At 65.9% G+C, this 24,745-nt stretch carries 20 protein-coding genes and 1 pseudogene; 14 read left to right on the top strand and 7 right to left on the bottom strand.

Annotated features, from left to right (window positions below; all coding sequences use genetic code 11):
• Positions 1-193: pseudogene (locus V5A20_RS05595) on the bottom strand (P1 family peptidase); the annotation flags it as partial.
• 160 nt (positions 194-353) lie between these two features.
• Between V5A20_RS05595 and V5A20_RS05590 the strand changes: the two are divergent.
• Entirely contained in the window at positions 354-929 is a 576-nt protein-coding gene (locus tag V5A20_RS05590; protein WP_332315383.1) for an RNA polymerase sigma factor, read from the top strand.
• 63 nt (positions 930-992) lie between these two features.
• Here V5A20_RS05590 and V5A20_RS05585 read toward each other — a convergent pair whose 3' ends face one another.
• Entirely contained in the window at positions 993-1,460 is a 468-nt protein-coding gene (locus V5A20_RS05585) for a hypothetical protein (RefSeq protein WP_332315384.1), read from the bottom strand.
• 150 nt (positions 1,461-1,610) lie between these two features.
• Here V5A20_RS05585 and V5A20_RS05580 point away from each other — a divergent pair, with 150 nt between their 5' ends.
• The 4 genes from V5A20_RS05580 to V5A20_RS05565 all read left to right on the top strand — a co-directional run bounded on the left by V5A20_RS05580 (position 1,611) and on the right by V5A20_RS05565 (position 5,529).
• Positions 1,611-3,347 (top strand): LamG-like jellyroll fold domain-containing protein, encoded by a 1,737-nt coding sequence (locus tag V5A20_RS05580; protein ID WP_332315385.1) that lies wholly within the window; start codon positions 1,611-1,613, stop codon positions 3,345-3,347.
• Positions 3,348-3,477: 130 nt separating this feature from the next.
• Positions 3,478-4,158: a metal-dependent hydrolase gene (locus tag V5A20_RS05575; protein WP_332315386.1), complete on the top strand. Its 681-nt coding sequence runs from the start codon at positions 3,478-3,480 to the stop codon at positions 4,156-4,158.
• A 217-nt stretch (positions 4,159-4,375) separates the two neighbouring features.
• On the top strand, positions 4,376-4,900 hold the full coding sequence (locus V5A20_RS05570) for a metallophosphoesterase family protein (RefSeq protein WP_332315387.1): 525 nt from the start codon (positions 4,376-4,378) through the stop codon (positions 4,898-4,900).
• Positions 4,897-5,529 carry a hypothetical protein gene (locus tag V5A20_RS05565; protein WP_332315388.1) on the top strand — a complete coding sequence of 211 codons (633 nt, stop codon included), beginning with the start codon at positions 4,897-4,899 and terminating at the stop codon, positions 5,527-5,529. Before V5A20_RS05570 ends, V5A20_RS05565 begins: the two co-directional genes overlap by 4 nt.
• A gap of 13 nt (positions 5,530-5,542) precedes the next feature.
• Here the strand turns inward: V5A20_RS05565 and V5A20_RS05560 are convergent, their stop codons facing one another.
• The gene (locus V5A20_RS05560) at positions 5,543-6,832 is read right to left on the bottom strand and encodes a GlmU family protein (protein ID WP_332315389.1); all 1,290 of its coding nucleotides are present in this window, start codon (positions 6,830-6,832) and stop codon (positions 5,543-5,545) included.
• A gap of 235 nt (positions 6,833-7,067) precedes the next feature.
• On the opposite strand from V5A20_RS05560, the gene fsa reads away from it, so the two are divergent.
• The 3 genes from fsa to V5A20_RS05545 all read left to right on the top strand — a co-directional run bounded on the left by fsa (position 7,068) and on the right by V5A20_RS05545 (position 12,623).
• A complete protein-coding gene (gene fsa, locus V5A20_RS05555) occupies positions 7,068-7,742 on the top strand; it encodes a fructose-6-phosphate aldolase (RefSeq protein ID WP_332315390.1) in 675 nt (224 codons plus the stop codon).
• A 147-nt stretch (positions 7,743-7,889) separates the two neighbouring features.
• Complete coding sequence (locus V5A20_RS05550) at positions 7,890-9,284, top strand: MBL fold metallo-hydrolase (protein ID WP_332315391.1); 1,395 nt, start codon at positions 7,890-7,892, stop codon at positions 9,282-9,284.
• Between the two features lie 372 nt (positions 9,285-9,656).
• Positions 9,657-12,623, top strand: a complete 2,967-nt coding sequence (locus V5A20_RS05545; protein ID WP_332326889.1) for an FAD-binding and (Fe-S)-binding domain-containing protein — start codon at positions 9,657-9,659, stop codon at positions 12,621-12,623.
• A 41-nt stretch (positions 12,624-12,664) separates the two neighbouring features.
• Here the strand turns inward: V5A20_RS05545 and V5A20_RS05540 are convergent, their stop codons facing one another.
• On the bottom strand, positions 12,665-14,347 hold the full coding sequence (locus V5A20_RS05540; protein ID WP_332315393.1) for a S41 family peptidase: 1,683 nt from the start codon (positions 14,345-14,347) through the stop codon (positions 12,665-12,667).
• Between the two features lie 287 nt (positions 14,348-14,634).
• Here V5A20_RS05540 and V5A20_RS05535 point away from each other — a divergent pair, with 287 nt between their 5' ends.
• The gene (locus V5A20_RS05535) at positions 14,635-15,165 is read left to right on the top strand and encodes a hypothetical protein (RefSeq protein ID WP_332315394.1); all 531 of its coding nucleotides are present in this window, start codon (positions 14,635-14,637) and stop codon (positions 15,163-15,165) included.
• 138 nt (positions 15,166-15,303) lie between these two features.
• On the opposite strand, the gene V5A20_RS05530 is transcribed toward V5A20_RS05535, so the two are convergent.
• From V5A20_RS05530 to folP, 3 genes are all read right to left on the bottom strand, one after another.
• Complete coding sequence (locus V5A20_RS05530) at positions 15,304-15,990, bottom strand: protein-L-isoaspartate(D-aspartate) O-methyltransferase (RefSeq protein ID WP_332315395.1); 687 nt, start codon at positions 15,988-15,990, stop codon at positions 15,304-15,306.
• Between the two features lie 38 nt (positions 15,991-16,028).
• Entirely contained in the window at positions 16,029-16,829 is an 801-nt protein-coding gene (gene cdaA / locus V5A20_RS05525) for a diadenylate cyclase CdaA (protein WP_332315396.1), read from the bottom strand.
• A 62-nt stretch (positions 16,830-16,891) separates the two neighbouring features.
• Complete coding sequence (gene folP / locus V5A20_RS05520; protein ID WP_332315397.1) at positions 16,892-17,818, bottom strand: dihydropteroate synthase; 927 nt, start codon at positions 17,816-17,818, stop codon at positions 16,892-16,894.
• A gap of 383 nt (positions 17,819-18,201) precedes the next feature.
• Here folP and V5A20_RS05515 point away from each other — a divergent pair, with 383 nt between their 5' ends.
• The 5 genes from V5A20_RS05515 (at position 18,202) to V5A20_RS05495 (ending at position 24,634) form a co-directional block, all read left to right on the top strand.
• Positions 18,202-19,743 carry a GH3 auxin-responsive promoter family protein gene (locus tag V5A20_RS05515; protein ID WP_332315398.1) on the top strand — a complete coding sequence of 514 codons (1,542 nt, stop codon included), beginning with the start codon at positions 18,202-18,204 and terminating at the stop codon, positions 19,741-19,743.
• 248 nt (positions 19,744-19,991) lie between these two features.
• Positions 19,992-20,831, top strand: coding sequence for a sigma-70 family RNA polymerase sigma factor (locus V5A20_RS05510; protein WP_332315399.1), 840 nt, complete (start codon positions 19,992-19,994; stop codon positions 20,829-20,831).
• 141 nt (positions 20,832-20,972) lie between these two features.
• Positions 20,973-21,704 carry a DUF2071 domain-containing protein gene (locus V5A20_RS05505; RefSeq protein ID WP_332326888.1) on the top strand — a complete coding sequence of 244 codons (732 nt, stop codon included), beginning with the start codon at positions 20,973-20,975 and terminating at the stop codon, positions 21,702-21,704.
• Between the two features lie 200 nt (positions 21,705-21,904).
• Complete coding sequence (locus V5A20_RS05500; RefSeq protein ID WP_332326887.1) at positions 21,905-23,338, top strand: OmpP1/FadL family transporter; 1,434 nt, start codon at positions 21,905-21,907, stop codon at positions 23,336-23,338.
• An 18-nt stretch (positions 23,339-23,356) separates the two neighbouring features.
• Complete coding sequence (locus V5A20_RS05495; RefSeq protein WP_332326886.1) at positions 23,357-24,634, top strand: SGNH/GDSL hydrolase family protein; 1,278 nt, start codon at positions 23,357-23,359, stop codon at positions 24,632-24,634.
• Positions 24,635-24,745 lie beyond the last annotated feature (111 nt).

Raw genomic sequence — 24,745 nt, 5'->3', positions numbered from 1 at the left:
CCGAGTCGCCCTCACGCAGCGTCCGATGGCCCACCTGCACGCCCGCCACGTCGGTCAGGGCGTTGTGGGCTCCGGGCCCGAAGAGCCCAGGGGCCAGCCCGAGGTCTCGCACGCGAACAGACTCGGACTGGGCCGGAGCGGTCATGGGCACGACGCACAGCAGGAGCGAGACAACGACGCAACGAATCGACATACCGATTCCTCAAGCGGGCTGGGGCAGAACAGACCAATGTGTCGTCGAAATCTTATCCCCGTGTTAGACTTCTGTGATAACTCTACGCCGGGGCCAAAGTAGACTACCAAGACGACGGAGACAAGGACTCGTGTTTTTTCCACCTGCCCCGCCCGTTCCCATGGAACTCCCCCAGCCCTGCACCGCCAACGACCCCACCATCGAGGCCCTGAAGGCCGGCAGCGAGCACGCGTTCCGGTGCCTCTTCGAACAGGAGCGGGAACGCCTGCGTCGGTTTGTTCTCAAGCTGGTCGAGGACGCCGACGAGGCGGAAAACATCGTTCAGGAGACCTTCACCGAGGCCTACCGCCAGATCGAGGACTTTCGGGGCGAGGCGTCAGTGTCGACCTGGCTGTTTTCCATCGCGAAGCACCTCGCGTACGGCCACCTCCGCAAGAGCGACCGGTACAACTACCTCGAACACGAAACCATCGAGTTTCTGCAGGTCGATCAGGAGGAGACGACCGTCGGGACCCGGCGAGAGGTGGAGCGGTCCGAACGAAAGCAAATCGTCCACGACGCCCTTCAGGAATTGCCGGACCACTACCGGCGCGTGGTGCAGCTGCGCGATCTGGAGGAGAAGTCCACGGCGGAGGCGGCCGAGCAGCTCGACCTGACGGAGGTCAACGTGCGGGTTCGGCTCCACCGGGCCCGGAAGGCCCTCCGCGACCATCTTTGCGAACGGATGGAATGCTAGCGCTCCGGGCCGGACGCCCGACGGGAGCTCGCTGTGCGAGAACGACCGGCGGGTCACAGTTCATTAGGGGTGGGGCGTCGGGCGGTCGTGGGCCTCGGCGAAAGCGTGGGCCGCATCGGAATCCTGGAAGAGGGTAATCCGCGGATAGCGCGGTTTTCCAATCCAGGCATGATCGGCGGACACGTCGTCTTCCACGAGTACGCGGTCGGCCTCCGCATCTTCGAACACCGCCACGTCCGCGTCCATCTCCACGCCTGCAAGCCCCCGACGGAGTGCCTCGACCGTGCGGTACCGCCCCACTTCTTCCCCATCCTCGGGCGCCGACACATCGGCACGGGCAGAGTGGGCCCGGATCGAGAGCCGGTCTCCGGAGGCGGCTTGCACCACCACGAACAGGGCCGGGGCCGGCTGCGCTTCGGTCGCGTTTGGATCCGGCCCCGTCGGGGAGCGGACGGTTTGCCCGGTCTCGGACGCCGGGTCATTTCCACGATGGGTGCCAACACCACTCAGGTCTTCGGGAAGATCGGCCATCGGTAGGCAAGGGTCTTCATTTGTAGTTCACGAAATGAAACGTTATGATAACACCACTTTGGTTTCAGCCGTAGATTCCGGAAACGGCCTTTGGGCCGCACGTCGGCCCCCCTGTGGAGTGGGGCAACAGCCGCAATTCAACACGTGGTCATGGCCCGCGCACTCTGTCTTATTTTGCTCGTCGGGGCACTCGGTGCCGGGGGCGGCCCCTCCCCCGCGTATGCCCAAGAGGACGATGGGACCCCGGCGGCACGGGCTCCGACCCCGCGAGTCAATCTATTCGAGACCCTCGATCCGAGTTCCCCGATCGACGGCGTCCGGCTCGAGCTTCCAGACGACTGGGCGGTGCAGGATGCTCGTCTTTTGCGGTACGGAACGACGTCCGTTCCCATACGCCTTCAAGCGGGCGAAAGGGACGGCACCGTGTTTCTGACGACGGACGCCCAAATCCAAAGTCCGCACGAACTGGTGGTGCACGTGCAGGCCGGCCGTCGCCTGAGTTCTCAGCGGTGGCACCTCACCCCGTTCGTCACGTCAGGCCCCGCCCCGGCCCAAGACACAGTGACCCGGCGGATGCGTCCCGCAGACCGGCGCACCCGCGTCGTCGAGCGCGCGCCTCCGCCCCGCCCGGAGGGACCGAACCAGGCCCTGGACCTGACTGGGGCAACGGAACCGCCGATTCTCCAAGTACCCGCGGATCGTGCGCCGCACCGAGGCCGCTCGTTTACTGTCGAGTTCTGGCTACGGACCACCGGTCTCGATCGGATCGTCCTGTCTTCCTGGACGGGCGACGAGGCGACGCCCTATCCGCTCGAATTCGTGATCGACTCGGGCGGACGTCTCCGCTTTTACTGCGGGCAGGCCGGGCGTCATCAGTCCCTTCGAAGCACCGGCCCCGTGGCCGACGGGCAGTGGCACCACGCCGCGGTCGTGTATGACGCGTCCGAGTCCCGGCTCCACCTCATGCTCGACGGCGTGGGGGTCGACTCGGCCCAGGCCGAAGCCCTCCCCGGGCATTCCGGCACTCTTCCCCTGGCCCTCGGGGGACGCCGGCAACCCAAGCCCGAACGGGGCGGGACCGCATCCGCCCAGCGCTTTGCCGGGCAGCTCGACGAGCTTCGCATCTGGCCGTCTGCCCGTGCCCCATCCACGATTCGCCGACAGCGAAAGCGCCCCTACGCCGTTTCGGGGCCCCCCGACACCGGGCCGCTCCGCCTGAGCTTCAACGCCCCTCCGCCGACCAACCTTGACTGGGGAACGGGCGCCCGGCGCGTCCCTTCGCACCTGTCGTTCCAGCCGCCCCTGCGAGGGCTACAGGCCCACACCGACGGCACCTCCGTTACGCTCCGCTGGGAGGCCCAGGTCGCCCCCGAGAGCCCCGTAGACGCGGGACAATTCGTCATCGAGCGCTCCCTCGATGGCACATCGTTCACGCCCGTGGACCACGTCCGTCCCTCCGAGACCGAAACGGCGTCGGGGCAGGCCCAGGAGTTCACGTACACGGACGACAACGTTCCCGGGAAGATCATCTTCTATCGGGTTCGGTACGCCTCCTCCACCTCCGACGCCGAACGCAGCACAGGCACCATAAAGATCGGGCTGGGGGGCGAGCCGGCGCCCGAGCGCGCAGTCAACCTCGTCGGCAACTTCCCAAATCCCTTCAAAACGTCTACCACGATTGCGTACCAGGTCGAGGAGGCTCAGCCCGTCACCCTCACCATCTGGAACCTGTCCGGCAAGCGCATCGCCACCCTCGCCAACGGGGTCCACGAGCCCGGCTACCACGAACAGACGCTGACCGCGGACGGACTGCCCAGCGGGACGTATTTTGCCCGCCTCGAAACGCCCGAGGGCATCCAGTCGGCCCGGATGGTGCTTCTGAAGTAGCGCCCCGCGGCGGTCGCGGCCTCCACTCACGCGCTTCGTTTCGCAGCGTGAAACAGGGCGGGTGGCACCGCCCGTTCCATCGCGCAGATTCGTTCCATCATCCTGACTCCACGAGACGACACCGACCGTCATGGACCTCACGTACTTCGGGCACTCCACCTTTCAGATCGAAACGGCAGACGTGACGCTTCTCTTCGATCCGTTCTTCTCCGAGAACCCGCACACCGAAACCGACCCGGGGGCGCTCGACCCCGACGTGCTCTTGATCACGCACGCCCACTTCGACCACTTCTCCGATGCTGAGGCGGTGCTACAGGCCAGCGAGCCGCTTGTCATCAGCAACTTCGAGATCACCCAGTACGTCCAGCAGGAGTATGGCCACGACGCCATTCAGCCGTTGAATGAGGGCGGCAGTGTGGAATTCGACTGGGGCCACGTCGAGTCGACCCACGCACGGCACAGCTCGTCCTTCCCCGACGGCTCCTACGGCGGCGTCCCCAACGGCTTCGTGCTGGAACTGGGAGAGGATGTGATCTACAACACCGGCGACACGGCCCCCTTTGCGGAAATGAAATGGGTGGGCGAGTTGTGGGACGTGGACGTGATGCTGGCCCCGATCGGCAACGTCTTCACGATGGGCATCTACGGCGCGCTTCACGCCACGGAGATGGTGGAACCGGGGCTGGTCATTCCGCTGCACTACGACACCTTCCCGCCCCTCGAAACGGACCTCGATGCGTTCGAGGACGCCTTCGACGAAGCCGGGTACGACACCCGCGTCTTCGGGGCCGGCGAGACGGCCGCGCTGTAAGACACCGGTGTTTGGAACGCAGCCCCTGACCCGGATCGGACGGAATGTTTGCATGGTCTCCTGAGGCGTGATGCATGGCTCGTGATGCGTGATGCGAGCAAGCAGACGAACTGCTCATCCCTCACACGTCGCCCCTCACGCCTCGGGCTTTTTAAATTGCGCACTGGTTCCGGGCGGCGCTGCGCCGTCGATCCCTGTTTACCTTCCTCCCCTCTCCGTGACCACCCTCGGCCTCCTCTCGGACACCCACGGCTACTTTCACCCCAACCTGGCGGACGACCTGGCGGGCGTGGACCGGATTCTGCACGCCGGGGACGTGGGCGACCCGGCGATCCTGGACGGGCTGGAGGCGGTGGCCCCCGTCACGGCCGTCTGGGGCAACGTTGACGACGCCTCCGTTCGCCGGCGGCTCGCCGAGCACCAGCGGTTCTCGGTGAACGGCCTCGACGTGTGGATGACCCATATCGCCGGGCGGCCCGGGCGCTGGCAGGACGGAATGGGGGCGAGACTGGAGGCCGACCCGCCCGACCTGCTGGTGTGCGGGCACAGTCACATTCTGCGGGTGGAGCGCGTGGCGGCCCTCGACGACATGCTCTACGTCAACCCCGGCGCCGCCGGCAAGCAGGGCTTTCACCAGAAGAAAACGTGCCTCCGGCTCACCGTAGAGGACGGCCGCGCCACGGAGGCCGCGGTGGTGCACCTCGACCCGGACGCCGCGCCCACTCCTACCTCCGACGCATGACGACACGGGACCCGCGACACCGAGGCCGCCGCTACGACGGGGCGGTCGGCCGACGCGCACTCGTCCAGGGACTCATCCGCGGCATTCGCGTGCTCGCGGTGCCCACGGTGGGGCTAAGCCTGCTGCTGGCCGTGGACCTCGCCCTGCCCGGGGCGGAGGAGACCGGCATCTCGTACCGTCGTGCCGTCCACCCGTCCTGGTTGAGCCCCGACGGCGTCGAGGTCTCAGTGGGCTGGCCCGGCCGGCCGGAGTGCCTGGAGCAGCGCGGCGAGTCGGGGCGCCGCCTTCTGTTCACGACCCGCCCCGGCTGCGCAGGCACGGTGACGGTCGGCATGGAGCTCGGGGCGCGACTCACCGGGAACGATACCCTGCGGGTCGTCCGCACCCCCCTGTTCGGACAGGTGCGCGCCGCCTACCGTCCGGCCGATACGACCCGGGACCGGCATGCGCTGTGGGGCCTTGGGCTCTACGTCGTGCTCGGCCTCGTGCCCCTGCTTAGCTTTGGGCGGACGTTCGGCGTGTACGGAGGCACCGCCGACGCGCCACGCTATCATTTTGTCTACCTGCTCCCCGCCCTCGCCGCCGAGGCGCTCTACGCCTGGCTTCTTGTGCAAGCGGTCGGCGGCTAGCCGTGCCGCCCCCTCAGCCGTGGTGATCGGCCCGCTCGGCCCGGGTGCGCTCGAACAGTGCGGTGAGAAGGGACCGGTCGGCGTCGGTGAAGGGCGTGTCGCGGCGACCCATCACGCGCTCGGCCACCTCGCAGGCCTTGTCGAGCCGGTACGTCGTGAGGCCCGACGCCCCGCCCCACGAGAACGGCGGCACGTATCGCGGCGGGAAGTCGCCGCCGAACAGGTTGCAGTTCGTCCCCACGACCGTGCCGGTGTTCAACATGGTGTTGATCCCGCACTTGGAGTGGTCGCCCATGAACAGGCCCGCAAACTGGCGGCCGGTGTCGACGAAGCGCTCCGCGTCCGGCGCGTAGGCGGACACCGTCCCGTAGTCGTTCTTGAGATTGGAGTTGTTGGTGTCTGCCCCCAGGTTGCACCAGCGGCCCAGGACCGAATGCCCCAGGAAGCCCGGGTGGCTCTTGTTGGAAAAGCCCTGCAGAATGGTGTCGTGCACCTCCCCGGCAATCTTGCACCAGGTCCCCGTGGCAGCGCCCGCCACATTCGCCCCGATCTTAACCTGCGTCTTCGGCCCAAAATAGCAGGGCCCGCGCACCACAGCCTGTTCATGGACGGTCGCGTCCGGGCCCAGGACGATGGGGCCGTCCTCCGCGTTCAGGATGGCCCCGGGCTTGATCGTGACGCCCGCTCCGAGATGAATCTGTGCGTCGTGCACACCGATGACGCTCTCGTGCACCGTTGCGCGAGGGCGTTTCGAGAGCGGCGGCTGGGCTTGCGGATCGGGCAGTGCGTCGGCGTCGTGGGCGAGGGCAGGGCGCAGGGTGTCGAGCAGGTCCCAGGGCCGCCGCAAAAGTGTCGCGTCGTCGAGGGTCGTGGCGGGCAAATCGCCGAACGTGTCCGAGGCCAGGGCGGACGGGGCGAGGATCTCGTCGGGCAGGCGGGCCGCTGCGTCCGGCACCCACGCCGCCACCAGGATGTCCCCCTTCACGAACGCGCGGGCCTCCGCCCGGTCCGGCGCCTCCCTCAACCGATGGAGCGACTCGTCGTCCGCCGCCACGTACCGCCCGTTGACGAAAAGCACATCGGCCCCATCCGGCAGCGTATTGACGGTGGCCGACGGATGTGCCTGGCGCGTGACCTCGGCGACGAGCGGGCGGGCATGGAGCACCAGCCCGGACGGGCCGAATGCGTCCCGAGTGGTTTCCCACACGGTGCGCCCCCCCAGTCGCAGGTCGTACGCGGCCCGCGTTTCGACGAGGGGACGAAGGCCGGCGACATGTGGGTCTTCGAAGAGACAAAGATGCATTTCGGACGGGATCTGTGCGGAACAACGGGCGAGAGCATTGGGGCGTGCATGCCGGGTGTAACGTAGAAAACAAACCGGGCGATGTCACGACGAGTGGCTTCGCACGGGCCTCTCTCTCGGGGGTCCTCTGAACCGTGCCTAAACTCCGTCGTCGATCGCTCGTTAGGAGACACTCCTGTAGAATTCGTGGGCTCTCTTCCACCGCCCCCCTCCTTCGACCAACGCCGCATCCACCATGAAATTGTTCATTGACACGGCCGACCTGGACGAAATTCGGGAAGCGAACGACATGGGGATCCTCGACGGCGTGACTACCAACCCTTCACTTGTCAAGGACGAAGGCAACGTCGACTTCCACGAGCACGTCTTCACCATCTGCGAGACTGTGGACGGCGACGTGTCCGCCGAGGTGACAGCAACCACCGTCGACGGCATGATCGAGGAGGCGCACCGGCTGCATCAGGTCCACGAGAACGTGGTCGTGAAAATTCCCCTGACCCAGGACGGCATCAAGGCCCTGCGGGCCCTCGACGCGGAGGGCATCGAGACGAACTGCACCCTCTGTTTTTCTCCCACCCAGGCCACCCTCGCGGCGAAGGCCGGGGCCGATTACATCAGCCCTTTCATCGGACGCATCGACGACCTCTCCTCCGACGGCGTAGGCCTGATCGAAGAAATCGTGCAGATCTACGACAACTACGACTTCGACACCGAGGTGCTGGCGGCCTCCATTCGTCACCCCACCCACGTGAAGCGCGCGGCCCTGGCCGGCGCCGACGTGGCCACCATGCCGTTCGAGACCCTCCTTGCCCTGCTGGACCATCCCCTCACCGACCGTGGGCTGGAGCGCTTTCTGGCGGACTGGGAAGCGTACAAGGACGCCCGAAAGGCCGAGGCCGGCCTCGCGTGACGTCTGCCAGCCGTACACCTCCAGCCTCGCGGGTCTCTCCCCGCTCGTGGAAGAGCACTTTCGGTAGAGAGTGCCTCCCTCACGCGTCCGTCCACTGCCGACGGCTCTTGTTTCCTTCCCTCACCCCCTCCGGATTGCACGCCCCACATGAAATTTCTCGCCCTCGGCGACACGGACGGCATCGGCGCGAGCTGCCACTATCTCGACCTCAATGGCACCAGCCTCGTCCTGGACGCAGGCACCGACCCGCAGCGCGACGGCCCCGACGCTCTTCCCCGCTTCGACTGGGTGCGCGACCGGGCCGACGGCTACGTCGACCACACCCTCATCACGCACGCCCACCACGACCACATGGGCAGCCTGCCGGTCCTTGTGCGCCGGTTCCCGCATGCCATGGCGCACATGACCGACGCGACGAAGAAGCTACTCGACATCCTGCTGCCGGCCTCCGCGCGCCTCCAGGAAAAGCGCCGGGACCGCGGCGAGACGTCTCACGAGCCGCTCTTCACCGAGGACGAGCTGGAGGTCCTGCAGCACCTCTACCTCACACATGACCTCGGGCAGGCGTTCGACCTGACGGGGCCGAAGGGAACGTCGTCGGTTACGGGACGCTTCTTCTCGGCTGGGCACATCCTCGGCTCGGCCGGGGTCGAGCTTCAGTTTGAGGAATGGGGCCGCGAGCGGCGACTCTTCTACACCAGCGACACGAACATGCAAGCCCAGACCATCCTTCCGGGCGGGGAATATCCGGAGACGACAGACGTGATGGTTCTGGAGACGACCCAGGGGGCCGAGCCCGCGGCCGCGGCGACCAGTCGTCCCGAGGAACGCGAGCGGTTCAAAGACACCCTCGCCCAGGTGCTTGCGCGGGGGGGCACCGCGCTGATTCCCGTGTTCGTGATGGGCCGGGCGCAGGAGATCTTGGTGCTGCTCGGCCAGCTTAAGCGGGAGGGCGCCATTCCCGCCGACGTGCCCATCTACACGGCCGGCTCGATGCGGGCCATCGCGGAAGTGTACGACGAGACCCGCGACACCACGCCTCGCGTCGACGCCCGCGACGAGGTGTACGCTGTCGATCAGGAACGGGTGCCCTACGAGGCAGAGGCAAAGCGCGAGATTTTGGACGGCCCCGGCATCATGGTCGTCAGCAGTGGCATGATGATCGAGCCCACCCTGTCCAACATTCTCGCCCGCCGGATTGTGGAGAACGAGGAGGACGCCGTGCTGCTGGTAGGGCACCCGGCGGAGGGCACCCCCGCTCGCCGATTGCAGGACGCCGCCGCGAAGGAGCCCGGCGCCCCCGTCATGCTGGCGGAGGGCCACGGCCCACAGCCCGTCTACTGCACCGTCGAGCGCTTTCGCTTCTCCGGCCACAGCGACCGGCGCGACCTTCTCTCTCTCGTCGACCGCATGGATCCGGAGACGGTGCTTCTCGTCCACGGCGACGAGGAGGCCCAGACCTGGATGGCCGAGCACATCGAGGCCGACCACCCCGAGACGGAGGTGCACCGGCCCGACTGGGGCAGCGTGCTCGAGATCTAAACCGACTTCTGTGGGCGGTTTTCGCATCACTCGAAGAGGCTCTGGCTCCCCTTTCCATCGTGGGGTGCCGGAAAGGCCCCTATCATGCCTGTGTGGCCGTTCTTGCATCCGCGCCGGTCGGCTCGGGCCACAGAATCACATGATCTTGGAATACTGGATTGACAATCGAATCAGCCGACGGGGGCGCGCATGGAAGTACTCCCAGGAAAAACACTGGGTCGAGCACTGTACACACAGCGAAATGTCGGCGGCTATACCTCGGCGACGCAGAGGGGACGCAGAAAAAGGCTCACGGAGAAAGGTCCGTAGCGTCTTGGGCGTCCTCGTTTCCCCGCATGCCCCCTTCCCTCCTCGACCACATCCCGTCCCCGCATGCCTGCTCCTTCCCCCCCGTCCACACAGACGGAGACGCTCGCAGACACCCTCCGTCCGCGCATCTCGGGCACGATCCACACTGATGAGATGACGCGGGCGCTCTACGCGACGGACGCGAGCATGTACACAATGGTGCCCGTTGCCGTCCTCGTCCCCGAGACGAAGACGGACGTCCAGACGGCCCTGTCGGTCGCACACGAGCAGGGCGTACCGGTCCTGCCCCGCGGGGGGGGGTCCTCCCTGGCCGGGCAGGGCGTCAACGAGGCCCTGGTGATCGACTTCACGAATCACCTCAACCGCATCCTTGAGATTGACCCGGAGGCGCAAACCGCTCGCGTAGAGCCCGGTGTGACACTGGACGAGCTCAACCGCGCCGCCGCCGAGCACGGCCTCATGGTGGGCCCCGACCCCGCAAGCGCCAACCGCGCCACCCTCGGCGGCATGCTCGCCAACAACTCCACGGGCACCCACTCCATCGCGTACGGCAACTTCATTCGCCACGTCCGCGAGGCCGAGGTCCTGCTGGCCGACGGCACAAAAACGACCGTCGGCCCCACCGATCCGGCCACCTGGCAAGACAAGATGCGGAACGACGGGCTGGAGGGCGCCATCTACCGCGGCCTGAAGGCGCTGCTGGCCGACGGCGGCCGCAAGACGATTCGGGAAGACACCCCAGACCATTGGCGCCGCAACAACGGCTACCGCCTAGAGGCCCTGCTCGACGACGAGCCCAATCTCGCCAAATTGCTGTGCGGCAGCGAAGGCACGCTGGCCGTCACGACCGAGCTGACCTGCGACCTCGTGGCGAAGCCCGCCACCACCGGACTGGGGGTGGTCCACTTCGAGTCGCGCGATGATGCACTGCGGGCCGTCACCACCGTTTTAGACACCGACCCGTCGGCCGTCGAGCTGTTCGACGGCGTCGCCATCGAGCGCACCCAGCAGACGCCCGGCTACGCCGAGCGCCTCACCTTTCTGGAGGGCACGCCCGGCTCCGTGCTCATCACCGAGTACTTCGCCAATTCGGACGCCGAGATCGACGCGGCCCTCGACACCCTCGAACACACCATGGCGGACGCAAACCGCGGCTACGCCACCGTTCGCGTCACCGATCCGGACGCAATCAAGAACGTCTGGTCCATCCGCAAAGAGGGCCTCGGCCTGCTCATGGGCGTGGACGGGGACTACAAGCCGTGGGCCTTCATCGAGGACGCCTCCGTGCCCGTCGAGCACCTGGCCGACTACATCGACGAGCTCTCCACGTTCGTCGACGCCACCGACACACGGGCCGCCTACTACGCCCACGCCTCCGCCGGCTGCCTCCACGTGCGCCCCTTTGTCAACACCAAAGACGAAACGGAGGTGGAGAAGATGACGGACATCGCAAAAGAGTCGCTCGACCTCGTCAAGAAGTACGGGGGCGTCGTCTCCTCGGAGCACGGCGACGGCGTTGCTCGCGGGTGGGCCAACCCGGAGATTCTCGGGGAGGACCTGTACGGGCTTTGCCAAGAGACCAAGGCACTCTTCGACCCGGACGGCATCCTCAACCCCGGCAAGGTCGTCGACGCGCCGCCGATGGACGAGAATCTGCGGATGGGCCCCGAGTACGAGACCGACCCGTTCCGCACGGAGCTCGACTTCTCGGAGGACGGCGGCTTTACCGGGGCCATCGAGAAGTGCAACGGCAACGGCGCGTGCCGCAAGCTGCGGGCCGGCACCATGTGCCCCAGCTTCATGGCCACCCGCGAGGAGCCGGATTCCACCCGCGGGCGCGCCAACGCGCTTCGCAGCGCCCTGGCCGGCGACCTCTCGGAGGACGCCATGACGGGCGACGACATGCACGAGGTGATGGACCTGTGCATCCAGTGCAAGGCCTGCAAGACGGAGTGCCCGTCCAACGTCGACATGGCCAAGATCAAGACCGAGTGGCTCCACCACTACTGGGACGACAACGGGATGCCGCTCCGCACCCGCCTGTTCGCCCGTCAGCCCGACGCGGCCCGTTGGATCAGCGGCACGCCCCTGGCGTCCCTCGTCAATTGGGCAAGCGAGCAGTCGGCCCTCCGCAAGGCAGGCGAGGCCATACTGGGCGTCAGTGCGGACCGCCCCTTGCCGCCGTTTGCGCGCGAAACGTTTCGCCAGTGGTTCCGCAGCCAGGACCGGAACGCGCCCGTGGCCGGGGACGGCCTGAGGCAGCCGCGCGTCGTTCTCTTTCCGGACGCATTCAACGCCTACCACACGCCGGCGCCCCTCCAGGCGGCCACCCGCGTGCTGCGGGCCACCGGCCACCGCGTCGAACTTCCCCCGGCGGCCGTGGGGAGTGGGCGCACGCTCCTGTCGAAGGGGCTCGTTCCGCAGGCGAAGCGCCGTGCCCGCCGGACGGTCGACGCGCTACACGCGTACGCCGAGGAGGGCGTGCCCGTCGTGGGGCTGGAGCCCAGCTCCATCCTCACCCTCCGGGACGAGTTTCTGGACCTTCTGCCCGACGACTCACGCGCCGAGGCCGTCGCCGAGGTCGCCTACACCTTCGAGGAATACATGGCCGAGCGCGCCGAGGCCGGGGCGCTGGACGACGTGGAGTGGCGGGGCCGCGGCCAAGACGTGCTGCTGCACGGCCACTGCCACCAGAAGGCCCTCATCGGGACGACAGCGACGGAAGAGGTCCTCTCCCTGGCCGGCTACGACGTGCACGCCGTAGATGCCGGGTGCTGCGGCATGGCGGGCGCCTTCGGCTACGAGGCCGAACACGTCGACGTCTCGAAGCAGATGGCCGAGCTTCGCCTCGCCCCCGCCGTCCGCCAGACCGACGCCGACACTCGGATCGCCGCCCCCGGCTTCTCATGCCGCTCTCAGGTGAAGGACGTCACGGCCCGCACGGCCCAGCACCCCGCCGAGCTGCTCTGGGACGCACTCGCGCGCAGTAGCACCGAGAGGGCGGCGGCCCCCTCCCGGTCCGCCCGTTGATGCGTGACGGCGGGCGGCCTGGACACGTCCGGCCATCAGCACTAGTTCTGTTGGATCGAAGGCGCGGCCGTCTTCGAATGGTAGGCCGCCAGGTCCTGCGAAGAGGACCACAGTGACATCGCCTCCTGGAAAATCGGATCGGCCCGGTTCAAGATGGGACGTGCCACCCCACGCCCGTACATCAGGCGCGCCAGGTAGCCCTTTACCCGTGTGGCCACGAAATCTTTCTCTTCTTGGGCCGTCTGCGCCGCGTAGACGCGCTCGGACGTGTTCACCGAATCCGGGTTCTCTGTGATCTCGACGCCGTTCTCTCCCGCAAACGACCAGAAGGCGTCAATCATGTCCTCGGACGGCTTGAAGGAGGCCTGGAAGTCCTCGGGGCGCTCCTGCCACGTCTCCCGAAGGTCGGTCTCATGCTCCGTAAAGTACTTCCGGGCGAAGGCATAGTCGAGCCCGCTCTGGACGAGGTGGGTCAGCGCCGTGGTGTCCGGCTGCACCACGTAGTCGGGGAGGATGCCGCCGCCGCCAAAGACCGTCCGGCCGTGGTCGGTCTGGTAGGCCAGCGAGTCGGGGATGCTGTCTCGGTAGTCGTTCAGGTGATAGGTCGCCTGGTTGATCGTCGAGAACTTGTCCTGGTAGTAGTTTTCCCGGTCGCCCCGCTCGTAGGGCGACTGAATGAGACGGCCCACCGGCGTGTAGTAACGGCCCACGGTCATCTGTAAGACGCTCTTGTCGCCGAGGTCAAACTGCTTCTGAATGAGCCCCTTGCCGAAGGTGCGTCGGCCCACGATGAAGGCCCGGTCGTGGTCCTGTAGGGCCCCACTCAGAATCTCGCTCGCCGACGCCGACCCGCGGTTCACCAGGACGATGATGGGCTGGTCTGCGAGCATGCCCCCGGGCCGTGCCGAGATGGTGCGGTTCATCTGCTCACTTCGCCCCTTCGTCTCCACGATCGTCATCTCCTCCCCGAGCATCTCATTCGCGATCTGCCAGGAGGAGCGCATGACGCCACCCGGGTTGCCGCGAAGGTCGAGAACGAGCCGTTCCATGCCCTGGTCGAGCAGCGTCGACGCGGCCTCCCGAAATTCGTCGTGGGTCTTCATGGTGAACCGGGTGATGTTGATGTACCCGGTCTGCTCGTCGACCATGTACGGCGACCGCACAGACTGCGTCTCGATCTCCTCGCGCGTGAGGGTGAAGTCGAGGCGGTCGTCCATCGTCGGACGGTACACGGTAATCCGCACCTCTGTCCCAATCTCTCCCTTCAGGCTGTTCTGAATCTCGTTGGACGAGAGCCCGACGGCCGACGAGTCTTCGATGCCGACGATGCGGTCGCCGGCCATCACGCCCATCTCCTCACTGGGCCCGCCCGCCACCGGCGAGATGACGCGGGCCGTGTCGTTGGGCACCTCAAAGACGATCCCAATGCCCCCAAAAGAGCCCTGATACTGATCCTTCACGTCTTCGGCCCGGTCGGCCGGAATGTACGTGGAGTGCGGGTCGAGACTACCGATCATTCCCTCGATGCCCTCTTCCGCCACGTCGGCCGCATCCAGCGGGTCCACATACTCTTTGTTCATGACGACGAGGGCCTGCCGCATTTTGTCAAGCTGCGTGCCCAGGTCCTCATCGGTCAGGTACGTGTCGAGCTGCACGCCAAGCACCGCCCCGAAGGCAATGAGGAGAACGGCCGGGAAAATGTGGTGTTTGCTGAGGCGCTTCATAGAATCGTCAGAGAGATCCGTGTCAAACGACAACGCGAGAACGGTACGGACAGTCGAAAGGATCCGGGTCAGTCTCGCCCTTGGGGGCGCCCCCTGGGTGCAGTCCCGGGGAATAACAGGGGTTTTTCCTCATATTTGGGCCGGGCGGCTTTGTTGCAGGTGTCGACTTCTTGTTACCCACCGGCGAACGTTCTCCGGGGATCCGCCTATGAGAGAGTGCTGGGTTGCCCAATGAAGTACAAAAACCTTCTTGAGACCAGGAACGGGGCCAGGCCCCTACAGCCAAGATGCCGGACGCAAAGGTGGATCAGTACTACTACATTTTCGACAGCCGCACGCACCGTCCGCTCGTGTTGGACCGGGCAACGGGAGAACATCACGCCTTCAGTTCCGACCCGCGGGGTCCGCTCATCGATCACGTCTCGACGCGGCGGCGGTCTGAGGTGCTCCGGCAGTTTGCGCGCTGGTGTGCACAACAGGTGGATCCCGGAGCGGCGTCGGCCCATACGGCCGCCGGGCGGCTCTGGGCCGCTGCCCAGCGAGATGCCCCGGACGCCTGGCAGCGCGTCCGGCGCGACACCGCCGACTCGGCCATGCTGGCCATGTCGCTCGGCCTGCCTCAGCGCGAGCCCCAAGCCGCGCGACTCCTTACCCTTCAGGCCTGCACGCATCCAGAGGCACAACAAGCGGCCCATGACGCCGCACACATGAGTGAGCGATGGGCTGAGTTCAGCGCACCGTCGGCACCAGCGGAGGAAGCCCACGCAATGCGGACTCGGCACATTGATTGGCTTCTTGAACAGGTGTATGCCCCGTAGCTTGCAGTGCCGCCGCGGTTTCTCTATTCGGGCGGTCCCACCCCGCTTGTATGTGTTTTTTTACCATTGCGAGCGAGGGCGTGGGTGACGGGCCGCCCGCAGTCGCCGGAGGACAGCCGTCAAACGCCAAGGGAGCCCTCACTCATTCTCCTCGTGTTCGCCGACCAGTGGCACGAAGCGGAACGAGTGAAAATCTTCCCGCTCGTAGTCATGCGGGCCCGTCCCGGTGCGGGCAAAACGGGTCATGGTTTGTCCGCCGCGCCCCCCCACCGGAATGACAAGCCGCCCGCCGGGGTGCTCCTCTGACGGCTCGCGGAGCTGGCGCAGGAGCGGGGCGGGGACGTCGGAGGCCCCTGCCGTGACCACGATGCCGTCGTACGGCGCGAAGGCGGGCCAGCCTTTCGTGCCGTCCCCATGTCGCGTCCGGACGTCGTATCCCAACTCGTTGAGCAGGCGCCGGGCCCGGGCGAGCAGGTCTTCGTGCCGCTCCACGGAGAACACGCGAGCGCCCATCTCACAGAGCACAGCCGACTGGTACCCGCTGCCGGTGCCCACCTCCAGGATGCGATCGTCCGGAGCCACCTCCAGTAGCGAGGTCTGGTACGCCACCGTGAAGGGCTGCGAGATGGTCTGGTTGAGCCCAATCGGAAGCGCCTCGTCGGCGTAGGCCCGGTCGCGCAGGGCGGGGTCCACGAACGCGTGCCGGGGCACCGCCTCGATTGCCGACAGCACACGCCCATCGGTGATCCCCCGCTCGCGGAGGGTGTCGGCGAGCCGCTCGCGCTGATGACGGTATTTCCGATCGTCCGACGGGGTCGCAGCCATGGCAACAAACAGCCGAAGCGTTGAAGAGACCGAACCTCTCAGGCCGTCGCAGGGGTCGTCGCACTGGCCTGGGTGGTCGACTGCCCGGTGAGGGCACTCGTGAGATACGTGCGCAGCTCTTCCGGGGTGATGTTGGAGATGAGGGCGCCGTCGCGGGAGACACTGATGTCGCCGGTCTCCTCCGACACGACCACCACGAACGCGTCGGTCTGCTCCGTGAGCCCCACGGCAGCCCGGTGGCGAAGGCCGAGCTGCGGGCTCAGCTTCATGCTCGTGGACACCGGCAGGATGCACCGGGCGGCCTCCACGCGGCGATTGTTGATAATAACCGCCCCGTCGTGCAGGGGGTTCTGGCCGTAGAAAATTGTGAGCAGCAGGTCGCGCGACACTTCCGCCTCCAGCAGCTTTCCGGTCTCGACGTAGCTCCGGAGGCCGGTACTGCGCTGAAAAGCCATGAGGGCCCCAATCTGCTGCTCACTCATCTCGTCCACCGCCCCCACCGTTTCGTCAATGATCTGACTCTGGTCCGTCGTCCGAACGAAGCGCCGGACGATGGGGTTTTTGCCCAGCAGCAGGAGCAGCCGCCGGATCTCCGGCTGGAAAATGATGATGACCGCCAGCACGAAGACCTGATTGAAGTAGCTGAAGACGGTCGTCAGCACCGTCATGTCGGCCAGCTCCACCACGAACTGGATCAGGAAGAGGGCCCCGAGGCCGAGGGCGATCTGCACGGCGATCGTCCCGCGCATCAGCCGGTAGAGCTGGTATAGGACATAGGCGACGACCGCAATCTCGATGGCGTCGCCGATCCCAAAGCCGATAATCTCGAGAACCGTCACGGAGGGATGCGCCCGGATGTGAAGAGAAGAACGGGAACCGCGGTGCCACCAACACAGATGTGCTAGCGCTGGCGAAGGGTAGCCCCGAGGACCTTGAGCAGGTCAACGGTGGGGGCCACGTCGTGGGTGCGTACGATGGTGGCCCCCCGCGTGACGGCCGCCGCCGTGGCACCGAGGGACCCGTAGAGTCGTTCGTCAACGGGGGCAGGGTTGTCGGGCGTGCCGAGGGTGGCCCCGATCGTGCTCTTGCGAGAGACGCCCACGAGCACCGGACAGTTGAGGGTCAGCAACTCGTCGATCTCGTTGAGCAGACGAAGGTTCTCGGCGTCGGACTTTCCAAAGCCGAAGCCAGGGTCGACGACGACCTGCTCCACGCCGGCCTGGCGGGCCGTTTCTACGGCCCGGGCCAGCCCGTCGCGCACCTCGGCGGTCACGTCGGCGTACTCTCGGGGCCGCGTGAGGTCGCCGGGCTCGCCCGCCGAATGCATCAGCATGAGGGGCACCTTCCAGTCGGCCGCCGCCTCGGCCATCTCCGGACCGTGCCGCAGACCGGTGACGTCGTTGACAACGTCCGCCCCCGCAGCGAGGGCCGCCCGGGCCACGTCGGGCTTGTACGTGTCTACAGACACCACCGCCTCGGGAAACTGGTCCGCGAGGGCGTCGATGACCGGCACCACGCGATCCCGTTCGTCCTCTTTCGAGACCGGATCGGCGCCGGGCCGGGTCGACTCGCCCCCCACGTCGATGATGGAGGCCCCCTCGCTCAGCATCTCGGCGGCCCGCGACACGGCCTTCTCGACGGTCACATACTGGCCGCCGTCAGAGAACGAGTCGGGCGTCACGTTCAGAATGCCCATCACGTGGGCACCCCCGGCCTCCGGACTGCCGGGCCGACAGTCGAGCGCATAGTCGGCTCCGCGAAGCACAAACCGGTCCGCAGGAAACGCGTCGGGATCCATCGATGGCGTGGAGCGCGACAGGCGGGGCATGGGACAAAAGACGGAGCGTGGAGTAAGAAGTGAAGGTTTGAGGAGCTGTTCGGCGGGCGTTCTGTGGCCCTTCCTCGTGTCCCCGGGCGCTTTGCTCCCAGCACCGCGACTTCGCGGCTCGTGTACAGAACGGATCCTTCACTCGCCTCGGGGCTCGTTACAAGGCTCGCTTGGGCAACGTTCTGCGCTTCGCCCACTGTGTTGTGGCTGAACGTCAATCCACCAAACCGTTTTGGAGAACACTCGTTGGGTGAAGGTATACACAGAGGGCTGTCGGAATGAGATCCACGGCCCATTTTTGTGGAAATTTTCCGGCGTTTCGAGGGATGCCCCTCCTGGGCATTTCCATGACGCGGCTCTCATGTTTGTTCTTTCTGCCGTCGATGGACCACGTTGTACGTTCTGTCCTGCAGTGGATGGGTCCGCTTCGGCGGGTGAAGGAGTTCAAGTCCCGTCCCGTCGCCACGCAGCGGTCCCTGCTCCGCCACCTGCTTCGCCGCGCCGCCGATACCGAGTGGGGGCGTCGGTTTAACTTTTCCGAGATTGCCGAGGCATCCGACGTTGTGCGGGCCTACCAGGAGCGCGTGCCGCTGCACACGTACGCGGACATCGCGGACGACGCAGAGCGAATTCGGCAGGGCGCCGCCGACGTGATGTGGCCCGGCACCATCACCAACTTTGCGGTCTCCAGCGGCACCGTTTCCGACGGCAAGGTGATCCCCATCAGCGACGAGACGATCGACCACAACCGGTCGTTTAGCGTGGGGGCCGGCGTGAACTATCTCAAAGAGAGCCTCAACCCCCGCTTCTTTGGCGGCAGTCACCTCACCCTGCCGGGTCGTGTTGAGGAGGACCCCGACTACCCGGGCACGAAGGCGGGCGAGATCAGCGGCATCCTGGCGGAAAACGCCCCGGGCTTCTTCCGTGCCCTCTTCCAGGCGGTCCCCAACGAGGTGACGTTCCTTCCCAGCTGGGAAGAGAAGCTGCAGGCCGTCGCCGAGCGCACGGTCGACAAGGACATCCGGCTTCTCGTAATGGTCCCCACCTGGGCCCTCAACCTGTTCGACCTGCTCATTGACCTGCACAATGAGCGTAACAATGACACCGCCACCACCGTGGGCGAGGTGTGGCCCAACTTGCAGGTGTTTATTTCGGGCGGGGTGGCGCTTCGGTCGTACCGCGACCTGATCGAGGAGAAAGTGGGGCACGACATCGACTTCGTGGAGACCTACGGCGCGTCCGAGGGCTTCTTCTCGTTCCAGGACACACTCGACGACCCCTCAATGCTGTTGCACCTCGACAACGGGGTCTTCTACGAGTTCGTGCCGCTCGACGAGCGGGGCACCGACGACCCGACCCGTCTTACCATTGCCGACGTGGAGCCCGGCGTGCGCTACTCCCTGCACGTGACCTCCTGCAGCGGGCTCTGGGCCTACGAGGTGGGCGACGTCCTCCGGTTCACACAAACCTTTCCGCACAAGATCACCGTGGCGGGCCGCACGAGCGACATGATCGACGAATACGGAGAGGCCATCTACGGCGACGAGGTGCGGGCAGCCCTCCGAGACGCCTCCGCGGCGACCGGCGCCCACGTGTCCGACTATCACGTGGCCCCGCGCCCTGCCGCCAATGGCGCCCAGCCGGGCCACGAGTGGCTCGTCGAGTTCGAACACCCCCCGACCGACCTGACGGCCTTCGAGCGTGCCCTCGACGAACACCTGCAGGAGGTCAACCGCCACTACTACATCCGCCGGGAGGGCGGTGCCTTGGATGGCCCGGACGTGTCGGCCCTGCCCGCGGGCACGTTCTACCGCTGGCTCCAGGCGACCAACGACGACATCAGCGGCCAAACGAAGGTGCCCCGCATGAGCGACACCCGCGAGGTGGCCGATGGCGTGCTCGCGGCCGCTGCGCAGGCCCCCTGAGCCCCGTCTAAAAGGAATCCCCACAACTTTTCGCGCCGTTGCCCCCGGAACAACCGGTTACGTCACTCGTGATGACTCCGCGGAACACAAATCGGATGCTCTGTGGACTCGGCACCGGTTGAGTTTCGGCACCCGCTTTAATCCCGGTTGCAAGCGCACGCTCCCCCGGCTGCCCCTGATCGCTTCCGGGGACGTACTGTGCGCCCCATCACTGCCACCGCTCATCACCCACAACCCGACAGGACCATATGCAAGTTTCTCGCGAACAACGGATGCTGGACCAGTACCTCCAGGAGATTGGGAAAATTGACCTCCTTGAGCCGGAGGAGGAGGTCGAGTTGGCACGGCGCATCGAGGACGGAGACGAGGAGGCCCTCCATCAGCTCTGCCGTGCCAACCTGCGCTTTGTCGTGTCGGTCGCGAAGAAGTATCAGGGACAGGGCCTGTCGCTGGCCGACCTGATCAACGAGGGCAACTACGGCCTCATCAAGGCCGCCAAGCGGTTCGACGAGACCCGCGGCTTCAAGTTTATCTCCTACGCCGTCTGGTGGATTCGGCAGGCCATCCTCCAGGCCCTCGCCGAGCAGAGCCGCGTGGTGCGCCTTCCCCTCAACCGCATCGGCACCATTTCGAAGATCCGGAAGGCCAGCGCCCGGCTGCAGCAGGACCTGGACCGCAAGCCGAACATCGAGGAGCTGGCTGAGGAGCTGGAGATCGACGTCCAGAAGGTGCGCGAGGCGATGAAGCACACCAGTCGCCACCTGTCGATGGACGCCCCCTTCAACGAAGAGGACGACAACAGCCTCCTCGACGTGCTGCCGGACGAGGACAACGACTCGCCGGACGAGGAGATGCTCTCCGAATCGGTCAAGATCGACATTGAGCGTGCCCTCAGTGCCCTGCACGACCGCGAGGCCGAGATCACACGCCTCTACTTCGGCATCGGGCGTGAGCACCCGCTCACCCTGGAAGAGATTGGCAAACGCTTCGACCTCACGCGAGAGCGCGTCCGCCAGATCAAGGAGAAGGCCCTCCGAAAACTGCGTCAGCGCCACAGCCGACAAGACCTCCAGCCCCACACTGACTGACACCGATACTGCCCCCTCCTCCACTTCATCCATGCGATGAAGGATCCGGGCGCGTCCCGACCCCCGTCGGGAGGCGCCCGTTTTCGTTGCGGGCTGCGGTCGGGACCTGCTGACGTTGATCGAGCTGCTCCTCGCGTCTTGATGTCACTTTCGGCCCTTTCTCCCCGCTGCGTTCTCCAGGCCACGGCCCGCAGCCGAGTGGTCGTGGGCTACGCGGTGGACCCGGCCCGTGTGGCCCCCCTTCTTCCCGAGGGCCTCGCCCCCGCCCGGTACGACGGATCGGCGTATGTCAGCCTCGTGGGGGTTGAGCTCACGAATGTCCGGGCCTTCGGCCTCGTAGGCCTTGGGGTCCGTCGGGTGCCGGCGGTGGAGCTTCGGGTGCACGTGCAGCCCGCCGAGGCCCCGTCGGGCCCACACGGCACCTGGACGGCGCAGGCCCACGTGCCGCGGCGTCTCGTCGCGTGGGGCGCCCGGTGGCTGTATGGCACGCCGGTGGCGGTGGCCTCCATGCAGCCCATGCGACGGGAGCAGGACGACCGCGTGGAGGTCACGTATCGCTTCGACTGGCGGGGCCGAGAACAGCGCATCCGAGTGCAGGGCGCCCCCCCACCAACCGTGCCGGCCCCTAACGCCCGCGCCCGCACCCTGCTCAGCCCCGACTGGCGATTTGGCACCGCCCAGGACGGCACGCTGCTCCGCACCCGCATCGAGCGTCCAGAGGCTCCCGTGTGTCGCGTGCAGGAGCACCACGTCACCGTGCGGTGGCCGGCCGTCTACGGCGACCTCGGCCGTGTGCTTCAAGGCCGCTCCCCGTCTCTCGTCCTGCTGTCGCCCAGCACGCCGGTGACGCTGCGGTGGCGAACACGGGCGTAGCGGACGGCCGCCCTATTGCATTTCGCCCCCCGCGTTAATACACTTTTTACGTGGGGAGCATGTCCTAGCGCTCCGACGGTCCCGACACTGCTCCGCTACGACCGGAGCCTGAAACTTTTGGGAGCGCTTTCGGAGTGCACTTGTGCGCCCCGTTCCTGCTCCCGTCCATTCGCCCTCACGTCTTTTTTCCTCCTCGGTTCATGCACCGATCTCTTCGGCTCCGGGTTCTCACTAGTGTTCTCTCCCTCTTCGTGGTCGCCGGGCTGGGAAGCGCGTCCCAGACGCTGGCGCAGGGGTTTGCCGTCTACGAACAGGGCTCGTGCGTGATGGCTCGGGCCGGGGCAGCGGTGGCAAACGGCTGTGGGGACGGGTCCTCCATCTACTTCAATCCAGCCAACATTGCGAACATGAGCGGGATCACGGTGAGTGTGGGGGGCACGCTCATTGCTCCACAGGGCTCATACACGAGCGGAATTACGGGCCGGGAATCCGACCTCCAGAACGATCCCGTTCCCGTTCCTCACATATATGCCACGTACGAGGCAAGCGATCGGCTGTCCCTTGGAATTGGTACCTACGTGCCCTACGGGCTCAGCACGGAATGGAATCCCACCTTCGAGGGGGCCTTCGAGGGGTACGACAATAGCGTGCAGTCCATTTACATTCAGCCCACGATCTCGTACCAGATCACCGATCGGATCACTGTCGGGGGCGGGCCGATCCTGTCCGTCAGTGCCGTAGAGCTCAATCAGCAGCTCGATCTTTCTCAGCAACGGGCACGTGGAGGGGACACGCCCGGCAACCCGGACGATGACGTATTCTTCAGCGAGCTAGGGATTCCCTTTCACACGGCCTTCGGGGATACAAAGCTGGAGGCGACAAACGAAACGGCCCTCGGGGGAAACATTGGAGTTGGCGTCCGGGCCACCAATCGGCTTCGGTTCGGCGCCCGGTTTACAACGCCGATCACTGTTGAATTCAGTGGCGACGCCACCTTCACGCAGCGCGATACGGGGCTCCGCCTCCGCACGGCCCTCGGCCCCAATATTCCGGCCGGCACACCGGTCGATAATGTCGTTGCTGGTCAGTTTAGTGGAGACGGGTCCCTGACCGCCCAGACCATTGAGACCGAGATCACCTTCCCGGCGCAACTCGTGGTGGGCACCAGCTTCGATGCGACAAACCGGCTCACTGTGATGGCAGACTACCAGTGGACCGGATGGTCCACCCTCGGCGAAATCCCTCTCGACTTCGAGGAAGACGCCCTCGACACTGAGCGCGTTCTCAACTACGACAACACGAGTGCTTTCCGCGTGGGTGGGCAGTACCAGGCGCTCGATCAACTCATGGTCCGGGCCGGATACCTCTACAACACGCCGGCGGCGGCAGACGCCTCCGTCACGCCCCTTCTCCCGGAGGCCGCCCGAAACCAGTTCACGCTTGGCCTCGGCTGGCGCCCCGTTGACCTCTTGGAGATAGACGTCGCCTACCAGTATCTCGGGCAGAATGATCGTCTGGGACGCGTTCGAGACGCTCGGGTGGGAGAGCAGGTCGGCTCGCTCTCTGAGCTGAACGAAGGACTTTATTCGTTTGACGCCCACCTCGTCGGTTTGACACTTACGTTCTCCCTGTAATCTTACCGTCTTCTCTCCATGGTTTCTTCTCTCCGGGTCCCTCGTCTCCGAACGGTCGTCCTTCTGTTGCTGGCAAGCTCGCTGCTGCTGGCCTGCAATGACGACACACTGACCCCTCAGCGCCAGTCCAACCAGGACGCGCTGTTCGACCGGTACGTCTCGATCGGGAACAGCATCACTGCGGGCTTCTTGTCCGGCGGCATTAGCCAGCAGACCCAGATGGCCGCCTATCCAGTTCTCCTCAGTCGGCAGATGGGAACTGAGTTTTCGGTCCCGCTCCTGCGGTCGCCCGGGTGCCCGCCCCCGCTGGTGAGCTTTTTCAACGATCAGGGGGTCCCCGATCCGCAACGTCCCCCGAATGCCCCCGCGTGTGCCTTCCGGGAGCGAACCCCGCCGCTCGTAACAAACAACGTCGCTGTCCCCAGCGCGACGGTGCTCGACGTCATTACGAACGATGTGAGTCAGGGAGCCAGCCCCAACGCCTTGACCCAGTTCCTGCTCGGAGACCGGACACAGATTGAAGTCGCACGCGAGGCAAACCCAACGTTCGCGACGGTGTGGATCGGCAACAACGATGTTCTCGGCCCGGCAGTGAACGGAACCGCCGATGTAACCCCGCCGAGTGAGTTTGAGAGCCAGTATGCGACCATTCTCGACAGTCTCGCCTCGGGGAGTAATCTTCAAGGCGGAGTGTTGGTCGGCGTGGCGAACGTGGCCTTTACCCCATTCTTCTCGCCGGGGCCGGTGTACTTTGGGCTGGACCAGCAGGGTCAATTCCCTCAAAACTTCAACGTGGCCTCCAGCTGCGACACGCGGGATCCCGATACAGGCCTCACTCCCCTTGTGCCGTTGGAGTACGGATTTTCCCTGATCGGACAGGCGATCCAAAATCCTGGACAGCCCGTCACGCTCGACTGCCAGGCGGCGGACACGCCGGTGCTAACGCTCACGGAGGTGTCGACCATCGTCGAGACGGTGCAGCAGTACAACGCCTTCATTCAGCAGCAGGCCCAGCAACGCGACCTGGCGTATTTCAACCCGAACACGGTGTTTGCCGCGCTTTACACGAACGAAGACGGGGACCCGGATCCGACCAACGACCTGATCCCGAAGTTTCCGGATCGCGACTCCGACCAACCGTTCGGCCAGTTCTTTAGCCTCGATGGTGTACACCCGAGCGCGGTGACGCACCGGGTCGTGGCCGATCAGCTCGTTCGGGTCATCAACGAGACCTACGATACGGACCTGTCGCGTCTGGAGAATATCCCCCCACTGCCAACCGAGAGCGGCCAGTAGGCCGGTCGGCCCGGTTCGGGTTCCCTGCGCATCCGCTTGTTCTCGTTTATGGTCGGGTCGTATCCACGGCCGCCGTGTCGGACTGGATGGTGTCGGGTGCCGTCGTCTCGG

It is taken from the genome of Salinibacter sp., from assembly GCF_036626415.1.
In the GTDB taxonomy this organism is placed as follows: domain Bacteria; phylum Bacteroidota; class Rhodothermia; order Rhodothermales; family Salinibacteraceae; genus Salinibacter.
Note: the sequence above shows the minus strand (reverse complement) of the source record. Positions and strands in the feature narration are given on the sequence as shown.